Origin of the sequence: Amycolatopsis umgeniensis (genome assembly GCF_014205155.1) — a bacterium.
Classification (GTDB): Bacteria; Actinomycetota; Actinomycetes; order Mycobacteriales; family Pseudonocardiaceae; genus Amycolatopsis; species Amycolatopsis umgeniensis.
Genome location: NZ_JACHMX010000001.1, coordinates 6,390,962 through 6,412,972 on the forward strand (window position 1 = coordinate 6,390,962; position 22,011 = coordinate 6,412,972).

The 22,011-nt window shown below is 69.0% G+C and carries 21 protein-coding genes and 1 pseudogene; 10 read left to right on the forward strand and 12 right to left on the reverse strand.

The annotated features are described in order from the left end of the window. Positions 1 to 31 precede the first annotated feature (31 nt). The 4 genes from HDA45_RS29890 to HDA45_RS29905 are packed head-to-tail and all read left to right on the forward strand — an operon-like array spanning position 32 to position 3,477. On the forward strand, positions 32 to 1,222 hold the full coding sequence (locus tag HDA45_RS29890; protein ID WP_184900903.1) for a cytochrome P450: 1,191 nt from the start codon (positions 32 to 34) through the stop codon (positions 1,220 to 1,222). 2 nt (positions 1,223 to 1,224) lie between these two features. Then, positions 1,225 to 1,440: a ferredoxin gene (locus tag HDA45_RS29895; protein ID WP_184900905.1), complete on the forward strand. Its 216-nt coding sequence runs from the start codon at positions 1,225 to 1,227 to the stop codon at positions 1,438 to 1,440. 53 nt (positions 1,441 to 1,493) lie between these two features. After that, entirely contained in the window at positions 1,494 to 2,714 is a 1,221-nt protein-coding gene (locus HDA45_RS29900; RefSeq protein WP_184900907.1) for a GNAT family N-acetyltransferase, read from the forward strand. A 58-nt stretch (positions 2,715 to 2,772) separates the two neighbouring features. Then, positions 2,773 to 3,477 carry a nuclear transport factor 2 family protein gene (locus HDA45_RS29905; RefSeq protein WP_184900909.1) on the forward strand — a complete coding sequence of 235 codons (705 nt, stop codon included), beginning with the start codon at positions 2,773 to 2,775 and terminating at the stop codon, positions 3,475 to 3,477. Here HDA45_RS29905 and mtnA read toward each other — a convergent pair. Next, complete coding sequence (gene mtnA / locus HDA45_RS29910; RefSeq protein ID WP_184900911.1) at positions 3,449 to 4,414, reverse strand: S-methyl-5-thioribose-1-phosphate isomerase; 966 nt, start codon at positions 4,412 to 4,414, stop codon at positions 3,449 to 3,451. The two genes, HDA45_RS29905 and mtnA, sit on opposite strands and share 29 nt — an antisense overlap. Before the next feature lie 48 nt (positions 4,415 to 4,462). Between mtnA and HDA45_RS29915 the strand changes: the two genes are divergently transcribed. Continuing rightward, positions 4,463 to 4,870 carry a RidA family protein gene (locus HDA45_RS29915; RefSeq protein WP_221471271.1) on the forward strand — a complete coding sequence of 136 codons (408 nt, stop codon included), beginning with the start codon at positions 4,463 to 4,465 and terminating at the stop codon, positions 4,868 to 4,870. Positions 4,871 to 5,199: 329 nt separating this feature from the next. On the opposite strand, the gene HDA45_RS29920 is transcribed toward HDA45_RS29915, so the two are convergent. Together HDA45_RS29920 and HDA45_RS29925 are read right to left on the reverse strand one after the other, a co-directional pair. Next, positions 5,200 to 5,664, reverse strand: a complete 465-nt coding sequence (locus HDA45_RS29920) for a YfbM family protein (protein WP_184900915.1) — start codon at positions 5,662 to 5,664, stop codon at positions 5,200 to 5,202. Positions 5,665 to 5,667: 3 nt separating this feature from the next. Continuing rightward, positions 5,668 to 6,465, reverse strand: coding sequence for a PIG-L family deacetylase (locus HDA45_RS29925; protein ID WP_184900917.1), 798 nt, complete (start codon positions 6,463 to 6,465; stop codon positions 5,668 to 5,670). 138 nt (positions 6,466 to 6,603) lie between these two features. Between HDA45_RS29925 and HDA45_RS29930 the strand changes: the two genes are divergently transcribed. Then, positions 6,604 to 7,290 carry a hypothetical protein gene (locus tag HDA45_RS29930; RefSeq protein WP_184900919.1) on the forward strand — a complete coding sequence of 229 codons (687 nt, stop codon included), beginning with the start codon at positions 6,604 to 6,606 and terminating at the stop codon, positions 7,288 to 7,290. A gap of 82 nt (positions 7,291 to 7,372) precedes the next feature. Here the strand turns inward: HDA45_RS29930 and HDA45_RS29935 are convergent, their stop codons facing one another. Then, the gene (locus HDA45_RS29935) at positions 7,373 to 8,065 is read right to left on the reverse strand and encodes a dienelactone hydrolase family protein (RefSeq protein WP_184906191.1); all 693 of its coding nucleotides are present in this window, start codon (positions 8,063 to 8,065) and stop codon (positions 7,373 to 7,375) included. A 5-nt stretch (positions 8,066 to 8,070) separates the two neighbouring features. Further along, the gene (locus HDA45_RS29940; protein ID WP_184900921.1) at positions 8,071 to 8,955 is read right to left on the reverse strand and encodes an arginase family protein; all 885 of its coding nucleotides are present in this window, start codon (positions 8,953 to 8,955) and stop codon (positions 8,071 to 8,073) included. 73 nt (positions 8,956 to 9,028) lie between these two features. Between HDA45_RS29940 and HDA45_RS29945 the strand changes: the two genes are divergently transcribed. Continuing rightward, positions 9,029 to 10,381 (forward strand): TrpB-like pyridoxal phosphate-dependent enzyme, encoded by a 1,353-nt coding sequence (locus HDA45_RS29945; RefSeq protein ID WP_184900923.1) that lies wholly within the window; start codon positions 9,029 to 9,031, stop codon positions 10,379 to 10,381. 6 nt (positions 10,382 to 10,387) lie between these two features. Here the strand turns inward: HDA45_RS29945 and HDA45_RS29950 are convergent, their stop codons facing one another. The 4 genes and pseudogenes from HDA45_RS29950 to HDA45_RS29965 all read right to left on the reverse strand — a co-directional run bounded on the left by HDA45_RS29950 (position 10,388) and on the right by HDA45_RS29965 (position 16,694). Then, positions 10,388 to 11,602 carry a GGDEF domain-containing protein gene (locus HDA45_RS29950; protein WP_343072189.1) on the reverse strand — a complete coding sequence of 405 codons (1,215 nt, stop codon included), beginning with the start codon at positions 11,600 to 11,602 and terminating at the stop codon, positions 10,388 to 10,390. Between the two features lie 139 nt (positions 11,603 to 11,741). Then, on the reverse strand, positions 11,742 to 12,953 hold the full coding sequence (locus tag HDA45_RS29955; RefSeq protein ID WP_184900924.1) for an MFS transporter: 1,212 nt from the start codon (positions 12,951 to 12,953) through the stop codon (positions 11,742 to 11,744). A 159-nt stretch (positions 12,954 to 13,112) separates the two neighbouring features. Further along, complete coding sequence (locus tag HDA45_RS29960; RefSeq protein ID WP_246480831.1) at positions 13,113 to 14,963, reverse strand: VanW family protein; 1,851 nt, start codon at positions 14,961 to 14,963, stop codon at positions 13,113 to 13,115. 101 nt (positions 14,964 to 15,064) lie between these two features. Next, positions 15,065 to 16,694: pseudogene (locus HDA45_RS29965) on the reverse strand (IlvD/Edd family dehydratase). A gap of 35 nt (positions 16,695 to 16,729) precedes the next feature. On the opposite strand from HDA45_RS29965, the gene HDA45_RS29970 reads away from it, so the two are divergent. Genes HDA45_RS29970 through HDA45_RS29980 form a run of 3 tightly spaced genes read left to right on the forward strand, consistent with a single transcriptional unit; the run spans position 16,730 to position 18,902 of the window. Further along, the gene (locus tag HDA45_RS29970) at positions 16,730 to 17,389 is read left to right on the forward strand and encodes a GntR family transcriptional regulator (RefSeq protein WP_184900926.1); all 660 of its coding nucleotides are present in this window, start codon (positions 16,730 to 16,732) and stop codon (positions 17,387 to 17,389) included. Further along, a complete protein-coding gene (locus HDA45_RS29975; RefSeq protein ID WP_184900928.1) occupies positions 17,389 to 17,892 on the forward strand; it encodes a metallophosphoesterase family protein in 504 nt (167 codons plus the stop codon). Before HDA45_RS29970 ends, HDA45_RS29975 begins: the two co-directional genes overlap by 1 nt. A 17-nt stretch (positions 17,893 to 17,909) precedes the next feature. After that, complete coding sequence (locus tag HDA45_RS29980; RefSeq protein WP_184900930.1) at positions 17,910 to 18,902, forward strand: PHP domain-containing protein; 993 nt, start codon at positions 17,910 to 17,912, stop codon at positions 18,900 to 18,902. A 153-nt stretch (positions 18,903 to 19,055) separates the two neighbouring features. On the opposite strand, the gene HDA45_RS29985 is transcribed toward HDA45_RS29980, so the two are convergent. The 3 genes from HDA45_RS29985 to HDA45_RS29995 all read right to left on the reverse strand — a co-directional run bounded on the left by HDA45_RS29985 (position 19,056) and on the right by HDA45_RS29995 (position 21,865). After that, positions 19,056 to 19,907 carry a chitosanase gene (locus HDA45_RS29985; protein ID WP_184900931.1) on the reverse strand — a complete coding sequence of 284 codons (852 nt, stop codon included), beginning with the start codon at positions 19,905 to 19,907 and terminating at the stop codon, positions 19,056 to 19,058. Positions 19,908 to 20,037: 130 nt separating this feature from the next. Beyond that, complete coding sequence (locus tag HDA45_RS29990; RefSeq protein ID WP_184900933.1) at positions 20,038 to 21,204, reverse strand: saccharopine dehydrogenase family protein; 1,167 nt, start codon at positions 21,202 to 21,204, stop codon at positions 20,038 to 20,040. 19 nt (positions 21,205 to 21,223) lie between these two features. Next, positions 21,224 to 21,865 (reverse strand): GOLPH3/VPS74 family protein, encoded by a 642-nt coding sequence (locus HDA45_RS29995; RefSeq protein WP_184900935.1) that lies wholly within the window; start codon positions 21,863 to 21,865, stop codon positions 21,224 to 21,226. Between the last annotated feature and the right edge of the window lie 146 nt (positions 21,866 to 22,011).

The window sequence follows — 22,011 nt, forward strand, 5'->3', positions numbered from 1 at the left end:
CAAACCGCCGAGCCGGGGGGTTTCCGGACAAATGACCACCACAGACACCGAATTCATCGCCTATCCGTTCAACCAGGACACGGGACTCGAACTCGACGAGGCCTACGCCACCGCCCGCGCGGCCAAGGGCATGATCCGCGTCCGCCTCCCGCACGGTGAGCCGACGTGGCTCGCCACCCGGTACGCGGACGCGCGGTTCGTCCTCGGCGACAGGCGGTTCTCCCGCGCGATGGCCACGGACAAGGACGAGCCGCGGATGGCGCCGGGCAGGCGGCCGGGTGGCATCCTGAGCATGGACCCGCCCGACCACACCCGGCTCCGCACGCTGGTCGCGAAGGCGTTCACCATGCGCCGCGTCGAACTGCTGCGGCCGAGGGTCGCGGATCTCGCGGCAGGCCTGATCGAGGACATGAAGGCCAAGGGACAGCCCGCCGACCTGGTCGAGGACTACGCGCTGCCGATCCCGGTGGCGGTGATCTGCGAACTGCTCGGCGTCCCCGTCGAGGACCGGCCGAAGTTCCGCGTGTGGAGCGACGCCGCGCTGTCGACCAGCCCGTTGACCACCGAAGAGATGATGGCCAACCAGGACGAGCTGCGGGCGTACATGCACGTGCTCATCGAAGAGCACCGTGCCCGGCCGCAGGACGACCTGATGACCGCGCTGATCGAAGCGCGCGACGTCCGCGACAGGCTGAGCGAGCTGGAACTGGTCGACATGTGCATCGGCATCCTGGTCGCCGGGCACGAGACCACCGCGAGCCAGATCCCGAACTTCGTCTACGCCCTGCTCGAACAGCCGGAGCAGCTCGCCCGGCTGCGCGCGGACCTGGACCTGATCCCGGCGGCGGTCGAGGAACTGCTGCGGTTCGTCCCGCTGGGTGCCGGAGCCGGGTTCGCCCGCTACGCCACCGAAGACGTCCAAGTGGGTGACGTGCTGGTGAAGGAAGGCGAGCCGGTGATGGTCGCGATCGGCGCCGCCAACCGGGACGCGCTCCAGTTCACCTCGGCGGAAACCCTCGAATTCGGCAGGGAAGCCAATCCCCACCTCGGTTTCGGGCACGGTGTGCACCACTGCCTCGGCGCCCCGCTGGCCAGGCTGGAACTGCAGGAAGCCCTGCGGGCATTACTCCGAGATCTCCCCGGACTGCGCGTCGACGGCGATATCGTGTGGAAGACGCAGATGCTGGTGCGGGGGCCCCGCTCCATGCCGATCGGATGGTGAGCATGAGCTGGAAAGTCGAGGTCGATGGCGGAACGTGCATCGGCTCGGGGATGTGTGCCGCGTTGGTGCCGGAGGTCTTCGAACTCGAAGGCGTCACGGCGACGGTGATCGAGGGCGAGGTGAACCCGGACGAGATGGTGCTGGACGCGGCGGACTCCTGCCCCGCGATGGCCATCGAGGTCAAGGAAAAGGGTGAAGTGATCGGGCCGCGGCCCTGATGTCCGCTCTTTAATGCGTGGCGGTCGTCGGTGAACTGGCGTAGGACGACAGGGTGAGCGATGACGGCTTGACCCTCCGCACCCTGACCACCGACGACCTGCCCGCGTTCGCGGAATTGCTCGCGGGCGCCTTCCTCACCGACCCCACGGACGGGTTGAAACACCGCGAAGAGCTGGTGTTCGAGCCGGACCGTACGCACGGTGTGTTCGACGGCGAAGAGCTCATCGGAACGGGTGAACTGCTCACCCGCAAGATCACCGTTCCCGGTGCCGGGCAGACGCCGCTCGCCGCGGTGACTTCGGTCGGTGTCGCACCGGGGCATCGCAGGCGGGGCGCGCTCACCCGGGTCATGCGGGCGCAATTGCACGGCCTGCACGAGGACGGCGGCGAACCGATCGCCGCGCTGTGGGCGTCCGAAGCGGTCATCTACCCCCGCTTCGGCTACGGCCTCGCGGCGCAGTTCTTCCGCGCGAAGGTGCACGCGAAAGCGGAATTCCGGCCCGGCGTCGAACTCGAAGCGGAGCGGGTGCGTGAAGTCCGGCGTGAGCAGGCGATCCCTCTGATCAAGGCGATCTACGAGAAAGAAGCGCCGTTGCGGGTCGGTGCCCTCGACAGGCCCGAGTCCACGTGGGAATTCCTGCTCGACGACCCGGAGTACCGGCGCCACGGCGCGACCGCGCTGAAATTCGCCGTCCTGCCGGACGGTTACGCGATCTACCGGGTCAAGAACGACTGGAACGAAGAGGGCCCGCGAGGGACGTTGACGGTGCAGGAACTGGTCGCGAACACGCCGGAGACCTACGCGACGCTGTATCGCTACTTGCTCGACTACGACCTGATTTTCACGGTGGAGGCATTCGCCGCCCTCGACGAACCGCTCATCCACCTCCTCGCCAACCCCCGCAAGATGACCCGGTCCGCCGGTGACTCGCTGTGGTTCCGGATCGTCGACGTCGATCGCGGCCTGGTCACCCGCCGCTACAACGCTCCGGTGGATCTGGTGTTCGGCGTGCACGACGCGTTCTGCCCGTGGAACACCGGGAACTGGCGGCTCGTCACCGACGAGGGCGGGAACGCCGAGGTGACCAGGGTGACCGACGCGCCCGATCTCGAACTGGACGTGATCGACCTCGGCGCGATCTTCCTCGGCGGGACCCGGCCGAGCACGCTGGCCGCGGCCGGGCGGATCAAGGAGCGGAGCGCCGGCGCGGTCTCGCGGGCGACGGCCGCGTTCGCCACCGACCGTGAGCCGTCCTGTCTCGAATCCTTCTAGCGCGGCATTACCTGGCGGGTAATCGACTTCCCGCTGCCTCGGTTGCCAAGGTGAGCAGGTGGGAGAAATCTTCGAGGTCGAAGGCGCCGTTTCGCCGGGTGCCCGCGCTTTCATCACCAAGCAGACCGAATTCGGGGCGATGCGGTCGGCGACGCCGGAAGAGCGGGAAGCCCGTGTCCGGTTGTACGGCTCGATCTTCGCCGCCGACGGGACCTTGGCGGAATCGGGAAGCGCTCCGCCGGTGAAGGGCAGGACGAACATCGAGGGCAACCTGCGGACCCTGCTGGGCGCCTTCCCGACCTTCCGGTTCACGCCGGTGAAGATCGTGGTCAGCGGCGACACCGTGTTCTACGAAGCGGCCAACGAAGCGGTGATCGGCGGCGAGACCGTGCGGTACCCGGCCGTGTACCGCGTGGTGCTCGCGGGCGGGGAGGTCGTCCAGGGGCGCCGCTACCACGATCGGACGGAATGGTTCCGCCCCCTCGAAAAGGGCGCCCTCCGCCACCTCGGCAGGCTCTCGGAGGCGATGACCGACGTCCGCCTGAAGCCCGATCAGACGGCGGCCGGTCCGCACACGAGGTTCCAGGAGTACCGCGGAACCGTGCGGGCGAAGGGGCGGACGATCGACTTCGGGATGATCACGCGCACCGGGCGGGGCGCGATCCGCCACTACTTCGACACGCTTCCGCTGAACTACGACGACGCGGAGATGGCGGCCTTGTTCACCAAGCTGCTCACGGGCTCAGCACACCCTGCTCCGTGACCACCGCGGTGACCAGCTCGAACGGCGTCACATCGAAGGCCGGGTTGAACACCTCCGCACCTTCTGGGGCGACCTTCGTGCCGCCGAAGCTCAGGACTTCGCCGGGGTCGCGTTCCTCGATCACGATCCCGGCGCCGTCCGGCATCGCCGAGTCCACAGTGGACGATGGGGCGACCACCACGAACGGGATCCCGTGGTGTTTCGCCGCTATCGCCAGACCGTAGGTACCGATCTTGTTGGCGACGTCGCCGTTGGCGGCGATCCGGTCGGCGCCGACGAGCACGCAGTCGACCAGGCCGCGGCTCATCGCGGCGGCGGCCGCGCCGTCGGGCTGGATCCGGTACGGGACACCGGCTTCGGCCAGCTCCCAAGCGGTCAGGCGGGCACCCTGCAGGAGCGGCCTGGTCTCGTCGACCAGTACGGAACCGACCAGGCCACGAGCGTGCAGATGCCAGACGACACCGAGCGCGCTGCCCCAGGCGACCGTCGCGAGGTGGCCCGCGTTGCAGTGGCTGAGCAGGCTCAACGGCCGCCGCCCGCACTGTGCGAGCACCACCTCGGCCGCCAGCCGGGAGGCCTCGCGGTTGATCCGCTCGTCCTCGTCGAGGATCGCCAGCGCTTCGGCGAGGACCGCTTCCGGCCCCTCCGGGAGCTTCGCGAGCGCTCGGGAGACACCCCAGCTCAGGTTGACCGCTGTCGGCCGGGCCTGGGCGACACGGTCCGCATCGGCCTCGACGTCACCGTTCGCGCGGGTCGCGAGCACCACGCCGAGCGCGCCCGCCGCGCCGAGCGCCGGTGCCCCGCGGACCGCGAGCCGCTGGACGGCGTCGACGAGTTCCCCGACCGTACGCAGCTCGAGCACGCGATACTCGGCGGGAAGGGCGGTCTGGTCGATGATCGTGACCGCGTCGCCGGTCCAGTCGATCGTCCTGCGCATGGCTCCCCCGTGAAATCCGGTTGTCCGGCCTCGGCCGCCTCGGTGAGGATGCGGCCTGTGACCATTCAACGCCACCATCCGCCCGGTCTGCACCCCACGCCCACCTACCACCACGTGACCATCGTCGAAGGACGGCGGGACGTCCACCTCGCCGGCCAGTGCCCGCTCACCGAAGACGGGAAGGTCGTCGAGGGTGACGTTCTCGCCCAGGTCGACCAGGTCGTCGCGAACACCGCCGCCGCACTCGCCTTCGCCGGGGCGACCCCGGCCGACGTGGTGCGCACGGTGATCTACGTGGTGACACCGGACGCCGACGTGCTTTCGGCCGTGTGGGACCGGTTCGTCGAGTCGAAGATCGGGGACGCCTTCACGACCGCGAGCACCCTGCTCGGCGTCGCGCAGCTCGGCTACCCCGGACAGCTCGTCGAACTCGACGTCACCGCCGCCACGGCCTGACCGTCCCGCCAAGTGGGTCGCGAGTGGCGATTCGGGTTGTCGAGGGGAAGGGCAACCGTGGCGTGTTCGGGCGGGATGGGCGATCACGCGTGCTTGGGGGGCGATCACGTGTGATTGGAGCCGGATCTCGTGTGATCGGGCGACGATGACGGAGTTCGCCGCCTGAGCACGCGAGATCCGTTCCTGAACACGCGAGTCACGCCTTCGCTCACCCGGGGTGTCGCGAAAGCCACTTTCGGGACGTCAGACGTCCCGAAAGTGGCTTTCGCGACACGGCCGCTCGGCGTCGGACGCGGCGAAGGCTCATCGGGACCTGGGAAGCGGCGACGTCAGGTGATGATCGTGACGACCGGTTCACCGGCCTTCGCGGCTCCGGCGAAGAAGGTCACGAGCTCGTCGTGGTAGCCCCTCACGTAGTCCAGCGCTTCGGGCTCGTCCCAGATCGACGGGTAGATGCCGTTGGCCTCGAGGTCCGAGAGCTCGACGCCCCGTGAGAGCTGGTCGAACCCCGTCCCGGACAGCTCCGCGGCGGCCTTCCGCACCTCGTCGGCCGTGAAGTACCGCGGCGGCCCGTCACTGTCGGCTTCCCCCAGCAGTGTTCCGCCCAGCACGAAGTCGACCTCGGATCCGGCCCGCTCGGCCAGGTACCACAGCGCGTGCCAGGCCTTGTCGACGTCCACCGCCCGCTCGGTGCCCACGGCCTTCTCCGCGAACCCCCAGTACCGATCGGGCTCCTCGATCAGCTCGCGCAGCTCATCCGGCGTGACCCGCAGATACGCACCGCACATGCCCATCGGTCAGAGACCCGCCATCAGATCGGTCTCGGTGATGCCCGGCCCCTGCCCCGCGCGGATGAACCACTCGACGCCGAAAGCCCGCGCGAAACCCTCGTCGGGCATCGCGAGGAAGAACGAGTCCTCGCTGATCTGGCTGGCGTGCGCGCGCATCGCGGCCCGCTTCTGGGGCAGGTACTCGTGGACGTCCACCCGCGCGGTCAGCACCGCTTCCGGCTTGCCGAACTCGGCGCCGCCCTCTTCGAAATCGGGAAGGTCTTCGGCCTTCATCTCCCCGGTCCGCACCGCCTCCTCCATGCCGCGGCGCATCTCGTCACTGTTGCTCGTCGCCTCGTAGACCCGCGGCGTGCCCGCCAGCTCGGCCGCGCGCATGCCGACGCGATGCACCTGGATGTGGTCCGGATGCCCGTAGCCGCCGTTGTCGTCGTACACGGTCAGGACGTCGGCCTGCTCCTCGCGCAGGATCTCGGCCAGCCGCTGCGCGGCCTCCTCGACATCGGCCTGCCAGAACGTGCCGGGCACGTCGTTGCGCGGCTCGCCCATCATGCCGGAGTCGGTGTACCCCAAGAACTCCACGCGCTTGGCTCCCAGCACCTCGGCCGAAGCGTGCGTCTCCTGCACGCGGCGCTGCCACAACTCCTCTCCGTCGTCGAGGAACCCGTCCGGGACCTCGCCGACCTCCCCCCTGGTCGCGACGACGAGCACGACACGGTGACCTTCCTCGAAGGCCTTGCGCATGACGCCGCCCGCGACGATGCACTCGTCGTCGGGGTGGGCGTGAAAACTCACCAATGTGGCCATGGTGGGGAAACTACCGGGAGGCACCGACATATTCCGACGATGCCCGCCTGCGTGACAGTTGACCATCGCAGGTTGCGGATTCGGCCATTCACACGACTCATGTCACACGGACGACAGGGCGGAAGGTGGCCGACTGTGGTGGGGATCGACGATTGGTATCTGGCCCGGGCACATCGACACGAGGTCATGCCGGAGTACGGCCCTGACGATGACATTCCGGATCCGGAGGTTTTCGGGGAGTCACCGGCTCAAGGGTGGATCGTCCATGGGAGCGGGCAGCGGCTCAGACACAAAAAGCGTGTTCCGGCGCCCGATGGTCCGCGCACGGTGCCATCTGCTGTCTCCGGAGGCACTTGGCAGTCGGCAGCAAGGAAATGGCTGGCTGCCTTCCCTCAGGGAACGAACCGTGAGTGCTTGCGCGCCTTGCGCTCGGCGGGCCACAAGAACGCGACGACGCAGCTGATCGAGCGCTTGCGTGTCAAGTCACGCACGGACCCGGCACGGGCCAAGAAACACGTCCGCCGCAGCACTTCGGGAAACAAGAGGCGTCGTTCCGCCGACGATGTAGCGTGGCATGGCTTCGCCGTCCAGTGGTTGCGAACTCATCCGGGCGCGAGCAATCGCCAATGGCGGGAAGCGGTCGAGGAGGCGGGGTTCGCGGGTGTCAGCAGTGCGGCGATTGCCGCGCTCCGCGGTGAAGTCCGATCCCGCAAGGCGAAACCGCTTAACCCATCGACCGCACGTCCGACGCCACTACACGTCAAGGTCGACTACTGCGACGGCTGCGGTATCGCGGTCCGCGACGATGGTCTCTGCCGCTGTTAGCCGGAACAGCGACGCCCGACTGTGTGGATTTCGGGACATCTGACGTCCCGAAATCCACACAGTCCCGGCTAAGCATCCCCACTCACGAGGCCGGAAACGTGCGTCCCAGGAATTCCAGCGTCAGCGCCCAAGCGGCCGCGGCGGGCTCAGGCTGGTGGAACATCGGCGCGACATGGTTGTGGAACGCGTGTCCCGCCCCCTCGTGGATGTGGATCTCCGCGCCCTCGTGGGAAGCGACCGCGTCGGCCAGGCGACGCACTCCCTCGACGGGAATGTACGGATCCGCCTCGCCGAACTGGAACTGGATCGGGCAGGTGATCTTGTCCAGCAACGGAAGCTGCTCCGGAACCCGCGAACCGTAGTACGACACCGCGACGTCCGGGGCGCCTTCGGCGGCGGCCGCGTAGGCCATAGAGCCGCCGAGGCAGAAGCCGAAGACGCCCGCGCGGCCGTCGGTTTCGGGCAGGGAGCGCAGCGTCGCCAGGGTCGCGAGGACGTCGGTGACGGCGCGTGCCGGGTCGAGCTTGCCGGCGACCTCCATCGACGCCGAGACGCCTGCTTCGTCGTGGGTGGCCGACCAGCCGGGGGCGATCCGCCAGAACAGTTCGGGCACGGCGACGACGTAGCCGAGTGCGGCCAGGTCGGCGGCGACCGATTCGAGGTAGTCGTCGAGACCGAAGATCTCCTGGATCAGCACCAGACCCGGGCCGGAGCCGGATTCGGGCAGCCAGAGCGGGGCGTCGAACGAGCCGTCGGCGACGGTCACCTGAGTCACCTGGGTCATCGGAGTCCTTCCAGTGCGCGCACGAGACAGTCCGTCACCAGGGCGGCCTGCGTGCCGTCGGGGTCGAGGTCGGGATCGAAGATGGTCAGTTCCAGTCCGGCCGCGCCGGGGATCGCGAGCAGGCCGCGGAGAAGTTCGACGAGCCTGTCCGGGCTGAGCCCGCCGGGGTCGGGACTGTCCACGGCGGACACGAACTCCGGGTCGAGCGTGTCGATGTCGATGTGGATCCAGAAACCGTCCAGTGGCGCGAAAATCTCGCGTGCGGCGGCGAGCGCCTCCTCGGTGCCGGAGGCCATGAGCTCTTGGCTGGTCACGACGCGAAGCCCGGCTTCCCGTGCTTCGGCGGACTCTTCCGCGCGAACACCGAGCACGAGGACGTCTTCGTCCCGGACGTAGGGCGAAAGGCCGTCCACATCGGTCAGTTCCGGAGCGCCGCGGCCGGTCACGACGGCGAGCGCTTCGCCGCCGACGTTGGCGACGAAGTCGGAGTTGCCGGGGTGCCGGAAGTCGTCGTGACCGTCGAAGTAGACGATGCCGAAGCGCCCTTCGCGACGCAGGGTCAGCATCGCGGCGAGCGCGATGGAGCAGTCGCCGCCGAGGACGACCGGGAAGCCGCCGTCCGCGCGGATCTTCGCGACACGCCCGGCGAGGGCCGCCGTGTACGCCGCGATACCGGCCGCGTTCCGGACGCGGCCGTCCGGCGACCAGTCGGGCAGATACCGCGGCGGAGTGACGACTCCGCCGTCGGCCGCCCCCAAACGTGTGAGCAGGCCGTGGTCACGCAGCGCGCCCGGCGCCTTGTAACAGCCCGGAACCACTCCTTCGGCGGGTGGACGCAGCCCGAGATTCGACGGTGCGTCGAGCAGTACGAGATTCCCCATGCCCACACCGTAGTAGCGATCCCTGGTGTCACGCCGTCCGTCCCTTTAGGTTGAAGAGAACGGAGGAGGCTCAATGGCGGAGCGGACGAAGTACATCCTCGACGAAGCGGACCTGCCGACCCGGTGGTACAACGTCATCCCGGATCTGCCGGAGCCGCCACCGCCGCCCCTGCATCCGGGCACACGCGAGCCTGTCGGCCCGGAAGATCTCGCACCGCTGTTCCCGCAGGCGCTCATCGCGCAAGAGGTCACCACCGAACGGTACGTCGACATCCCCGAAGAGGTCCTGGACGTCTACCGGCTCTGGCGTCCTTCGCCGCTGTTCCGCGCGAGGCGGCTGGAGAAGGCGCTCGGCACGCCCGCCCGCATCTACTACAAGTACGAAGGTGTCAGCCCGGTCGGCTCGCACAAGCCCAACACCGCGGTGCCGCAGGCGTTCTACAACGCGGCCGAGGGCGTCACGAGGCTGACCACGGAAACCGGCGCCGGGCAGTGGGGGAGCGCGCTCGCGTTCGCCTGCGCCACCTTCGGGCTCGAATGCGAGGTGTGGCAGGTCCGCGCCTCGTACGACCAGAAGCCCTACCGCAAGCTGATGATGGAGACGTTCGGCGCCACCGTGCATCCGAGCCCGTCCGAGCTGACCGCGTCCGGCCGCGCGATCCTGGCCGCCGACCCGGGATCGACCGGAAGCCTCGGCATCGCGATCAGTGAGGCCGTCGAGCAGGCGGCGCAGGCGGAGGACACCCGCTACGCGCTCGGCAGCGTGCTCAACCACGTCCTCCTGCACCAGACGATCATCGGCGAAGAGGCGCTCAAGCAGTTCGAGCTGGCCGGGGACACTCCGGACGTCCTTGTCGGCTGCACCGGCGGCGGGTCCAACTTCGGCGGGCTCGCCTTCCCGTTCCTGCGCGAGAAACTCGCCGGGCGGATGGACCCGGTGATCCGCGCGGTCGAACCGGCCGCCTGCCCCTCGCTCACCCGGGGGAAGTACGCGTACGACTTCGGCGACACCGCGGGGCTGACGCCGTTGCTGAAGATGCACACCCTCGGTCATGGCTTCATCCCCGACCCCATCCACGCCGGCGGCCTGCGCTATCACGGGATGTCGCCGCTGATCTCGCACATCTACGAGCTCGGCCTCATCGACGCGATCGCCATCGGTCAGGAAGCCTGCTTCGCTGCGGGTGTCCGGTTCGCTCGGACGGAGGGCATCATCCCGGCGCCCGAGCCGACGCACGCGCTCGCCGCCTGTATCCAGGAAGCGTTGCGGTGCAAGGAAACCGGCGAGGAGAAGGTGATTCTGACCGCGTTGTGCGGGCACGCCCACCTCGACCTCCCGGCGTACGGCGCGTACCTCGCGGGCGACATCGTCGACAACGCGCTGCCCGACGAGGCCCTCGAGAAGTCGCTGGCCGGGCTTCCCTGACCCGGGTCAGCCGGTCACCTGATAGCCGGAGGTCCGGTTCCGGCCGGTGTTCTTGGCCTCGTACAGCGCCCGGTCCGCGACGGCGATCACCGCGTCGAGGTCGGCCACCCCCGGCCGGTCGGCGAGGCCGATCGACACGGTGACGTGCTCCGGCAGGTCACCGGCCCGGCCCGCGATACTCGACCGGATGCGTTCCGCGATCGCGTGGGCGTGCACGGCGGGCGTACCGGGCAGCAGGACGACGAATTCCTCGCCGCCGAACCGTCCGACCAGATCCGTGCCGCGCACTTCGGTGCGCAGCGTTTCCGCGATGGCGGCGAGATACCGGTCGCCGACCAGATGCCCGTGCCGGTCGTTGATCAGTTTGAACCGGTCGACGTCGAGCATCAGGAGGCTGGTGTGCCGTCCCGCGCGCCGCGCGCGATCGAGTTCGTCGGACGCGGCCTCGCGCCACGCCTTCGCGTTGAGCAGCCCTGTCTTGGCGTCGCTGCGCGCTTGCCGTTTCAGTTGCCTCAGCAGCACGCCACGGTGCAGCACCAGCGTGATCCCGACGACCAGCAGCAGCACCACCGGCCAGTCCCGCAGCGCCCACGCCACGATGATGCCGAGCGCGATCGTCGCCGTCTCGAGCGCGTACTCGAACGGCTTCGCCAGCGCGTCGCGCAGCCTGTCGTGCGGGGTGCCGTAGTACACCGCGGTCGTCATCAGCGCGGTGTTGACCAGCAGGAACACTCCGCCCGCGGCGACCACGAGCCCGAACGAGCGGACGTCGCGGGGGAGGACGTCGAACGGGTCCGCGTACCGGGCGAGGAACACCGCGGCCGCGAAGCCCGAGAGCACTGTCGCCGACGCGGAGAACGTCCGACGGAACAACGGGTTCGGTTGCCCGCGGAACCAGCGGTAGAAGAACGACATGGCGATGACCAGTGCGGCGAGCCCGGGGTGCACCAGCAACACGGCCGCGAAGGTCCAGACACTGTCGAGCGAGATGTGCGGCGTGCCCGCGAACCGTTCCCGCACGCGCTCCACCGGCCGCGACAATTCCGTGTACAGCACGACACTGGCGATCAGGATCGCGAAGGGCACGGCGTCGCCCGGAGTGAAGGGGACGCGGAGAAAAGACCAGGCGGATCCGGCGATCGCCGCGACGTCCACCAGGAGGACGAAGCCGATCAAACCGCGATTGGGCAGCCGCCACAGCGCCCAATTCGTTAGCGCCACGGTGACGAACGTAATCGGTTGGATACTAGGTGTCACTACGCTGTATGGGTAGGCGTGGGTGCACCACGCGTGACCGGGATCGGGACTTGGAGGGGGTGAGCTCCATGCGCGGGCAGAACTGGTGAATACCCGGTTCCGGTCAAAGGGGGTGAAGAGGGGCCACGTGGCGCCAAGCCCGGGTGGCCGGAACAGCCACTACGAGACCGGCCAATGCGATGACCGAGACCGTCGTCGCGGGTGAACCGAGCACGCCGACGAGCAGGCCGCCGGCGATCAGCCCGATTCCCTGCACGGCGATGAGTCCCGACCCGGCGAGGCCGAAGGCCTGGCCTCGTTCGGTGTCGGGGACCAACCGCATGAACGTGGTGCTCGCGGTGACCTGATAGGCCGCGCACATCCCGGACAGCACGAGCAGTCCGGCGGCGTAGGGGAGCGACGGCCGGAACCAGAACGCCGCGAGCGGCACGATCGCACCGAGCGCGAGTATCCCGACCATCCGCAGCCGGACTTCGGGCCGCACCAGACGGCCCAGCACGAACACACCGAGCACGATCCCCGCAGGATGCGCCGCGAGCAGCAGTCCCGCCGTCCCCGCCCCGCCGCCGATCTCCGCGGCGTACGGCACGGCGAGCCCTTCCGGCACGATCACGAAACCCGCCAGCCACGCCAGGCCGACCAGCGCGCGCAGCCGCCGGTCGCGCCAGATCGTGCGGGCACCCGACGAAAGCCGCCGTAGGGTCGACGTCGCCCGTCCGGCGGGGCCCGAAGCGGGCCGCGCGCGGACCCCCAGCCGCAGGACGACCGCCGAGATGCCGAACGTCACCGCGTCGAGGGCCAGTCCGCGTCCCGGGCCGATCGTGGCGATCACCGCGCCGCCCAAGGCGAATCCGGCGAGCTGCCCGACCTGGTTGGTGATCTTCATCAGCGACTGCCCGAGCACGTAGTGGTCCCCGCTCAGCACCGACGGCAGGACGGCGGCCTGCGCGGCGGTGAACGGCGCGTTCGCCAGCTGCACCACCACGAGGACGGCGGCGAGTACGGGCAGCGGGATGCCGGGGATCGCGAGGACCGCGACCAGGAGCGCCCGGACGACGTCGGAGCAGACCATCACCGCCCGCCGCGGGAACCGGTCGGCGAGACCGCCGAGCAGCGGTCCGCCGATCAGATCGGGCAGGTAGGTGAGCGCGTAGGTCAGCGCGGGCCAGGTCGCCGAGTTGGTCCGCTGGAACACCAGCACCGACAGGGCGACCCTGGCCACCTGATCGCCGAGGATCGACTGGAGTTCCGCGAACCAGATCGCCCGCAGTTCACCGACCGCGAGGATCTGCCGGAAGGTCGCCGTCGAGGTCATGTCGTGGCCACCCCCACCTGATCGAGTGAGTTACTTAGCGTACCTCCTCGGCCGCGCTCGGTGAAGTCCGGAGAAGGCTGAAGGGCGCTTTCCCCGCATGGTCATGCAGGGAAAGCGCCCTTCGCCGCGTGAGATGAGGGGATGGTTCCCCTCAGCCCGCTACTCCGTGCCGCAGGTGATCTTCGGCTGCGGGTTGTAGTGCACGTTCCGGGTGTGGCGCCGGACCTCGCGGCCGCTCGCGGCGTCCTTGATGATCCGGGTGTCCGAAGTGGTGAAGCCGGGTGCGCCGTTGCTGGGCTTGCAGTTCTCGGCGGGGCCGGGCTTCGTCGGCGGCTCGGACGGGTTGCTGCGGCCGCCGGGTACCGACTCGACGGTGTACTTCTTGGTGCCCCACAGCCGGATCGTGATGTCCGAAGGCGACCAGATGGTCTGGATCGCGACACCGGTGTCACCGTCGTTGGTGAACTTCAGGTCGATGACGCTGCCGCCGTTGTGGTTCTGGAACACCGTCGCCTCGCGCGCGGCGGGGTAGCGGCTGATGTAGTAGCTGTGTTCCTTGTGCTCGGTGTCCTTCATGCCGGCGAAGTACGAGGCGTTGTACAGCGTGGTCGCGAACTGCGAGATCCCGCCGCCGACCTCGCGGCCGGGCGCGCCGTCCTTGATGACCCCGGCCTCGACGTAACCCTGCGCCGCGCCGCGCGGCCCGGTGAACCCGTTGAGGCTGAACGTCTCGTTCGGCTTCACGATGGCGCCGTTGACCTTCTGCGCCACGACCCGGATGTTCGTCCCCGAGTCCGCGGCGAACCCGGCGGTCTTGAACTCGCTGACGACCTCCTTGATGCCGAGCTGGTTCGCCTGCTCGGTGGTCACCTTGGCGGGGGTCTTCTTGTAGGTCACCGGCAGGTCGCGGGCACCGGTGCGCTTGAGCACGTCGAGCACCGGCTTCAGGCTCGGCTCCCAGTCGACGACGTTGGCGTCCTCGGAGGGCTGGACGGTCGGCTTGCCGCCTTCGAAGACGATCTGCGCGTCCTTGCCCTCCTTCTCGGTGGACTTCAGCTGCGGGCCCGCGGCCTCGATGATCTTGTTGTTGTCCACCTTCGGGTTCAGCACGCCGCCGTCGGCGGCCTCGAAGGTGAGCGCGCCGGCGATGGCGTCCGGTTTGACGATCGCGTCCTTGCCCTCGCCCTTGATCACGAGCGGCGCCGCTACGGCGGGCTTCGCCACCTGCTCGAGAGCGGCGTGGACGGCTTCCGGCGAGACCTTGACCGGGGTCTGCGTGACCGCGAGGGTGAGTGGCTCCCCGCCGGCCCAGCGGTCCAGGATCGTCTGCTTGGCGGCCTCGACGTCGAGCTTCTGCCCGGTCTTCGGCTCGACGGCGACCGGCTTGGCCTCCTCGAAGCGGACGGTGCCTTCGACGGGGTCGCGGTCGATCTTCTCGCGCAGGTTCTCGAGCGCGGCGGTGAGCTTGCCGTCCTCCGTCTGCGTGACGACGCCGACCTCGGTGGTCGTGAAGAACGACGCGACCCGCGTGAACGGGTTCAGCGGCTGGTCACCCGCCTGGTCGAGGGTGGCGGGCCAGTCGAGGCGCAGTCCGGCCGCCGTCGGCGCCAGCGACTCCTCGGCGTCGCCCGCGACGACCTTCACCGGCCGGGTCAGCCGCGGCTCGATGCCGCCCCTGAGCTCCCTCTCGGCGGCCGTACGGTCCATCCCGCCGACATCGACCCCGGCGACGGTGACGCCGCGCGGGACGCTGCCCTGGGAGACCAGCACGTCGAGGGCGTACGCGACGACCAGCAGGCCGAACACGCCGCCGCCGATGAAAGCGGCCTTGCGATAGCTCCGGCGGCGCTTCGGTGGCGTGGGCTCCTGCGGCGTGGCAGACTCCGCGAACCCGGGCGTGACGACCGGGAGAATGTCCGTCTGCTCAGCGTGGGACTCGGGCCAGCGCGGTTCCTGCGGCAACTCTCCACCCTCCACGGTCCAGTGAGCCTGGACGTCGTGATCGAACATCCGGGCCTTCCACACGTTCCGGACGTACGTTCAAGATACGGGGGGCGTTTTGTGGCCGTGCAACTCGCCCGGTTGGGTGAGCCCGTCACTCCGTCGGGTGGTCACTGGGCGTCAGGTTCCGGATTTTCGCCCACTCTGGCGAGAAAGTCGAAGTCACAGCCCTCGTCGGCTTGCGTGATGTGTTCGGAATACAACGCGCCGTAACCCCGTTCGTACCGCGGGGGTGGTGTGGTCCACCTCGCCCGGCGTTGTTGCAATTCCGCATCATCGACGTCGAGGCTCAACCGTCGCGAAGGGACGTCCAAGGTGATCGGATCGCCGTCGCGGACCAGCGCGAGTGGCCCGCCCACGTGGGATTCCGGCGCGACGTGCAGCACGCAGGCGCCGTAACCGGTGCCGCTCATCCGCGCGTCGGACACCCGGACCATGTCGCGGATCCCCTTGGCCAGCAGGTGATCGGGCAGCGGCAGCATCCCGTACTCGGGCATGCCGGGGCCGCCGAGCGGGCCGGAACCGCGCAGCACCAGGACGGAGTCCTCGGTGATGCCGAGCGCGGGGTCGTTGATGCGTTTCTTCAAGTCCTCGTAGTCGTCGAACACCACCGCGGGTCCTGTGTGGACGAGCAGCCGCGGTTGGGCGGCGATGTGCTTGATCACCGCGCCCGACGGCGCGAGATTCCCGCGAAGTATGGCGACACCTCCTTCGGCGGCGACAGGGTTCTCGCGGGTGCGGATGACGTCGTCGTTGTGCACCCGCGCCGTTTCCAGTGTCTCGCCGAGGGTCCGGCCGGTGACGGTGACACGATCGGTGTGCAGCAGGTCGGTCAGCCGGGAGAGCAGACCGCGTCGAAATCGTCGACGGACAACGGGATCCGCCCGCGACCGGCCATCGCGATCAGGTGGATGACGGCGTTGGTGGAGCCGCCGAGCGCGAGCACGGTCGTGATCGCGTCGGCGTACGCGCGCTCGTCGAGGATCTTCGTGATGGTGAGGTCCTCCCACACCATGTCCACCACGCGGGCGCCGCTCGCCGCGGCCATCCGGTGGTGCGCCGAGTCCACGGCGGGGATCGACGCCGCGCCGGGCAGGGTCAGGCCGAGCACCTCGGCGACCGACATCATCGTGGCGGCGGTCCCCATCGTCATGCAGGTGCCGGGGAACGGGCGAGCCCACGCTCCAATTCGGACAGTTCCTCGTCGCCGATCAGCCCGGCACGCTTGTCGTCCCAGTACTTCCACATGTCGGTGCCGCTGCCGAGCACCTCGTCGCGCCAGTGCCCGCGCAACATCGGGCCCGCGGGCACGAAGATGGCGGGCAGGCCCGCGCTCGTCGCGCCCATCAGCAACGCCGGAGTCGTCTTGTCGCAGCCGCCCATGAGGACGGCGCCGTCGATCGGGTAGGAGCGCAGGATCTCTTCGGTCTCCATCGACAGCAGGTTGCGGTAGAGCATGGGCGTCGGTTTCTGAAAGGTCTCCGAGAGCGTCGCGACCGGGAACTCCAGCGGGAATCCGCCCGCCTGCCACACCCCGCGTTTGACCTGCTCCGCCCGCTCGCGCAGGTGCATGTGGCACGGGTTGATGTCGCTCCACGTGGTGAGGATCGCGATGACGGGTTTCCCGAGGTGTTCTTCGGGGTTGTAGCCGAGTTGCCTGCTCCGGGCCCGGTGACTGAAGCCGCGCAGTTCGTCGCCACCGAACCAACGGTGGCTTCGGAGTTCCTCGGGGGCTTTCATGCTCCCGAGTATGGCATCTCATATATGATTGCCCGATGTCATCGACCTTCAGCCTGCCCGCCTCGCGTACCGAAGTGGTGCTCGAGGAGATTCGCCGCGGCATCCTCACCCGTGAGCTGAAGCCCGGTCAGCCGCTGGTCGAAGCCGAGCTCGCGGCCCGGCTCGGAGTGTCGAAGACGCCGGTCCGCGAGGCGCTCAAGGTGCTGTCGAACACGGGGCTCGTGACGTTCAGCCCGTACAAGGGCGCGTCGGTATGCGTGGTGGACGCGGAGCTGGCGAGGTCGGTCTACGACGTCCGCATGGTGCTGGAGCCCGAAGCCGTGCGCCGGTCGGTGGAACGCCGCGCGCCGGAGCTGCTCGAAGACGCCGCGGAGGCGCTGAAGGAGGCGTCGGCGGCGATCGCGGACAAGGACCAGGCCGCCCTCAGCCTGCTCAACCGCCGGTTCCACCGCGCGCTCTACAGCGGCTGCGGCAATCCGCTGATGGTCTCGATACTCGACGACCTCAAGGATCGCGCCGCGTTGATCAGTGTGGTCGGCTGGGAGGCGAACCCCAGCTGGCGCAAGGAGTGGACAGAGCACAAGGCGGTGCTGGCGGCGGCGAAGAAGGGCGACGCCGACGGAGCGGCCGGGCTGTTGCGCGCCCACATCGGCGACTTCCTCGGCCGGATCCTCGAGGCCATCGGAGACGAGTGATGCGCCTGCTGCTCATCGCCGACACGCATCTTCCGCCGCGCGCGAAGGCACTGCCGGAACAGGTCTGGCGTGAGGTCGAAGCGGCGGACGTCGTCGTCCACGCGGGCGACTGGGTCGAGGTCGCCCTGCTGGACGAACTCGAGGCCCGGAGCAAGCGGCTCATCGGGGTCTACGGCAACAACGACGGCGCGGACCTGCGGGCGCGGCTCCCCGAGATCGCGCGGGCCGAACTAGGGGGTGTCCGCCTGGCGGTCATCCACGAAACCGGCGGCAAACAGGGACGCGAGCGCCGCTGCGACGAACTCTTCCCGGACACCGACGTCCTCGTGTTCGGGCACAGTCACATCCCGTGGGACACGGTCACGCCGAAGGGGCTGAGGCTGCTGAACCCCGGCTCGCCGACGGACCGGCGCCGTCAGCCGTTCTGCACGTACCAGACCGCCGAGATCGGCGACGGCGAGTTGCGCGACGTCGCTCTGCATGAGCTGCCTCTTCGCCGCTGACGGGGTAGACAGGAGCCATGGAACCGGCGCAGGCGTTGAGGGAGATCGCGTTCCGGCTGGAGCGCGCGGGCGAGCCGACCTACCGGGTGCGGGCCTTCCGGCAGGCGGCGGCGGTCATCGCCAAGGTCAAACCGGATGACCTGCGCAAACGTGCCGAGGCCGGCACGTTGACCGCGTTGCCGAATATCGGCAAGGCGACAGCGGCCGTGGTCGAAGACGTCCTCGCCGGACGTCGTCCCGCGTACTTCGAAAAGCTCGGCGAGCCGAAACTGCCCGACGGCGGTCCCATGCGGGCGGCGTTGCGCGGCGACTGCCACACCCATTCGGACTGGTCCGACGGCGGGAGCCCGATCGAGGAGATGGCCGAGGCCGCTCGCTCGCTCGGGCACGAATGGATGGTGCTGACCGACCACTCACCCCGGCTGACCGTCGCCAACGGCCTTTCGCCCGAACGGCTGCGGCGGCAGATGGACGTCGTCGCGGAACTGAACGAGACGATGGCGCCGTTCCGGATCCTGCACGGCATCGAGGTCGACATCCACCTCGACGGCACGCTGGACCAAGAGGAAGACCTGCTGGAGCAGCTGGACTTCGTCGTCGCGAGCGTGCATTCGAAACTGCGGATGCCCGCGAAGGAGATGACGCCGCGGATGCTCGCGGCCGTCCAGCATCCGCGGGTCCGGGTGCTGGGGCACTGCACCGGGCGGCTGGTGATGGGGGCGCGCGGGAAGCGGCCCGAGTCGGAGTTCGACGCGGAGGCGGTGTTCACCGCTTGCCGGGGCAACGGGGTCGCCGTCGAGATCAACTCGCGGCCCGAACGCCGGGATCCGCCGACGCGGCTGCTGAACCTCGCGGTGGACCTGGGCTGCGACTTCGCGATCGACAGCGACGCGCACGCGCCTGGTCAGCTGGACTGGCTGGTCTACGGCTGTGTGCGGGCCACCGAGCTGGGGATCGAACCGGACAGGGTGATCAACACGCGGACCGCTGAGGACCTGCTGGCCATGTGAGTTCGTGGGTCCGGTCCGTGAAGGACTCCTTGCCTACCCTGAGGGTAGTGAAGGAGGCCTTCACGGACTTGCGGATCGCCACTTCCGGCTCACGCGCACCAGCAGTCACACCGGCCGCGCGTGAAGGCCCCTCGCCACTCACGAGGCCACGCGCTAGTCGATCTCGAACGGGTCCCCGTAGACCTTCCACTTCAGCGGGGTGTGCAGGTCGAGGTTGCCCGCGTCGAGCCACACCAGTTGCGCGGTGTCGATCCGCGAGGTGTCCGCGTGCGCCTCTTCCTGCTTCATGATCACGCGCCGCGCGTCGAGGAACGCCTTCAGGTACGTCGTTTCGTCGCCGCCCTGTGACGGCGGCCGGGCCGACCGGAGCGCGGTGGAGCGGATGCCGCCGAAGCTGTCCGAGCTGGTGCCCGGGCCGTGCATCACGATGGCGTCGTAGTAGATGAATTGTCCCAGTGCGCCCAAGCCGTCCGATTTCGCCTGGTTCACCGACGGATCGAAATAGACGCGGTCGCGTTCGCCGTTCTGCGCCGCTTGGAAGTCCGAACGGGCGGCGGCCTGGCGCCACGCGTTTTCGAAACCGCTGCCGAGGCCCTCGTGCGAATCGCTGCCGTCGACCTTCCGTAGCGCGGGGAGGTATTCCGCGAGCGGATTATCGGGAACCGAATTCGTGTACCGCTCAACGAGATCGAGCATGTCACCGGTACCGGAACAGAACCCGATGATGCCGGCGGTGTACCCGCGTCCGTCGCCGATGTCCTCGATGTACTCGTACTGCGCTTTCCAGTCCAGCGAAGAGTTTTCCGCGCTGGAGACGATCTGCATCGCGATCTCCTTCTTCTCCGGCGAGGCGAGGTCGCCACCGGAAGCGAAGATCGACGCCGTCGCCGGGGCGGGCTCGGCGGAGGCGAACGAGGAGATCGCGACCGGGCCGGAAACGGCGAGAGCGAGGACGGAGACCGCGCCGAGAGCGCGGCGCATCGCGGGCCGCAGGGTGTCACTCATGAAAGGTGTCCCTTTCCACAGAGAATTGTCATTTTCTCATCGGTTCGACTGCGGCGTGCGCACACGATAACCACGAATGACAGTTTCCGGCAAGGGTGTCGGATGGTTGAAGATTTTTGCGCGGCTCCGCCTAGAGGGTCGCGAAACGCAGGCCGGCGTCGCTCAGCCTGCCGATCAGGGCCTGCCCCATCGCGTTCGCCGTGGTGACCTGCCCGGCCGTCTCCGGCAGGTCGTCCAGCGCCAGGCACAGGGCGGACTCGCCGAGCATCTTCGCCGTCTCGCCGTAACCCGGGTCGCCGCCGGACACCTCGGTCACGACGCGCTCGCCGCCGCTCTCGGCGTGGAACCGCACGGAGAACCACGACCGGGCCCGCCGGGCCTCGTCCGGGCCGCCGCCGGGCTTCAGCAGCTTCGACAGCGCCCGCCGCGCGGGTGGGATCTGGGCGGCGCCGAAGACGAGACCCATCCCGGCGGCACCGGCGGCCACCATCGGAAGCCGTTTGACCGCCGCGTAATGCCGGTACGTGAAGTCGGGGCCGTACGCGGGGAGCGCGGCGGCGGAGCGTTCGACGATCATCGGGTCGATGGTCGGCAGCGGGACCGCCCAGAAACCGTCGGGGCCGCGATGCGGAGTGCCGAGCGGGGAACGCGCACGGCGGCCCTCCGGTCGTGGCTCGGCCGCGGCGCGGTCCCGCGCGGCGCGGAAACTCGAAGGCAGCCGGGAAAACGCGGTCAGCGCCGAAAGGAACGTGCCGCCCGACGGAAGTGCGCCCGCGCGCACGTATCCGTCGATCCGGATCGGTTTCCCTTGCGGCAGCCGGGAAATCGTGAAGAGGACGCCCAGGTCGTGCGGGATCGAATCGAAACCGCAGGCGTGCACGAGCCGGGCGCCGGTTTCGACGGCGCGGGCGTGATGGGCGACGTACATCCTGTCGACGAACTCGGGCTCGCCGCACAGATCGGCGTAGTCGGTCCCGGCCTCGGCACACGCGGCGACCAGCGGTTCTCCGTAGTGGACATACGGGCCGACCGTGGTGGCGACGACCTTCGTGGACTCCGCGACCCGCCGCAGCGAGTCCACATCGGAGACGTCGGCCCGCACCAGTGGCAAAGCGCCGAACTCCGCGTTGAGCGAGAAAAGCTTTTCCCGCAACGCTTCCAGCTTGCCGAGATCGCGTCCGGCCAAAGCGAGGCGCAGGCCGGGCGGCGCGGTGCGCGCGAGGTACTCCGCCGTCAGGCCACCGGTGAACCCGGTGGCGCCGAACAGCACGACGTCGTGATCACGGCCGCTGGGCATGGCGCCACACTACCGTCGGTCACCGCCTGTCGCCGGTGTAGACGACCGCGGCCCCCACCGCGTCCACGCCCGAGATCAGCTCGGCGAGCGCCTTGGGGAGTTCCCGGTGGGTGGCTTCGGCCCAGGCCCGCAGGCCCGCGCGGTCGAGTTCCGGTTCGCAGAGATCGTCGAGGCCGACGGTCCAGGCCAGCAGCGCCAGGCAGACCGAATGCGGATCCGGCCGGTCGGTGCCGAGTACGGCGGCCCTCGCCTTGCTGCGCGCGGCCGTCGACATCAGCAGATCCCGCGGCGGGTACCGGTGATTTTTCCGCATGAGCACGCGGTCGGTCTCGCGGTTGATCACTCCCGCGTGGAGCAGATTGTTCGCGACCGTTTCCCCGAGATCCTGGCGGAGGTGGTCGACCCATTCCCGGACGGTGTGCCACTCGCGCTCGCCGAGGATTTCCGAGAACACCCGATCCAGCGCGGGATGGGCGAGGCCACGCCGTGACAACGGCCGGATTCGCTTGCGTTCCACGGTGATCCGCTCGGCGAGGAGGAGATCGCAGAGCGCGGAACCGGCCATTCCGATGCCGAGTCCCGTGCGGCGCAGCGCGGGTTTTCCGGTGAACTCGTCGTGGGCGAGGAAGAACAGGGAATCGACCAAGGTCAGCCGACGCATGAATAGGCACGCCCTCCGGCGTTGTAGTGCGGGACGGCCAAAGTAGCGGTAGCCGCCCACCCGCTGCGACCCGAGGTCCGTTTTTAGCCTGAACGGACGTACCTAGCCGGGTTGTCCGGCCCTAAGGTTGGATGGCTTTCACAAGA

Excerpts from the sequence above, each read along its gene's own strand:
- HDA45_RS29890 (WP_184900903.1), top strand. The coding sequence starts at position 32 with ATGACCACCACAGACACCGAATTCATCGCCTATCCGTTCAACCAGGAC.
- HDA45_RS29895 (WP_184900905.1), top strand. The coding sequence starts at position 1,225 with ATGAGCTGGAAAGTCGAGGTCGATGGCGGAACGTGCATCGGCTCGGGG.
- mtnA (WP_184900911.1), bottom strand. The coding sequence starts at position 4,414 with ATGCGCAGGACGATCGACTGGACCGGCGACGCGGTCACGATCATCGAC.
- HDA45_RS29915 (WP_221471271.1), top strand. The coding sequence starts at position 4,463 with ATGCGGCCTGTGACCATTCAACGCCACCATCCGCCCGGTCTGCACCCC.
- HDA45_RS29920 (WP_184900915.1), bottom strand. The coding sequence starts at position 5,664 with ATGGGCATGTGCGGTGCGTATCTGCGGGTCACGCCGGATGAGCTGCGC.
- HDA45_RS29925 (WP_184900917.1), bottom strand. The coding sequence starts at position 6,465 with ATGGCCACATTGGTGAGTTTTCACGCCCACCCCGACGACGAGTGCATC.
- HDA45_RS29940 (WP_184900921.1), bottom strand. The coding sequence starts at position 8,955 with ATGGGGAATCTCGTACTGCTCGACGCACCGTCGAATCTCGGGCTGCGT.
- HDA45_RS29945 (WP_184900923.1), top strand. The coding sequence starts at position 9,029 with ATGGCGGAGCGGACGAAGTACATCCTCGACGAAGCGGACCTGCCGACC.
- HDA45_RS29955 (WP_184900924.1), bottom strand. The coding sequence starts at position 12,953 with ATGACCTCGACGGCGACCTTCCGGCAGATCCTCGCGGTCGGTGAACTG.
- HDA45_RS29960 (WP_246480831.1), bottom strand. The coding sequence starts at position 14,963 with ATGTTCGATCACGACGTCCAGGCTCACTGGACCGTGGAGGGTGGAGAG.
- HDA45_RS29970 (WP_184900926.1), top strand. The coding sequence starts at position 16,730 with ATGTCATCGACCTTCAGCCTGCCCGCCTCGCGTACCGAAGTGGTGCTC.
- HDA45_RS29975 (WP_184900928.1), top strand. The coding sequence starts at position 17,389 with ATGCGCCTGCTGCTCATCGCCGACACGCATCTTCCGCCGCGCGCGAAG.
- HDA45_RS29980 (WP_184900930.1), top strand. The coding sequence starts at position 17,910 with ATGGAACCGGCGCAGGCGTTGAGGGAGATCGCGTTCCGGCTGGAGCGC.
- HDA45_RS29985 (WP_184900931.1), bottom strand. The coding sequence starts at position 19,907 with ATGAGTGACACCCTGCGGCCCGCGATGCGCCGCGCTCTCGGCGCGGTC.
- HDA45_RS29990 (WP_184900933.1), bottom strand. The coding sequence starts at position 21,204 with ATGCCCAGCGGCCGTGATCACGACGTCGTGCTGTTCGGCGCCACCGGG.
- HDA45_RS29995 (WP_184900935.1), bottom strand. The coding sequence starts at position 21,865 with ATGCGTCGGCTGACCTTGGTCGATTCCCTGTTCTTCCTCGCCCACGAC.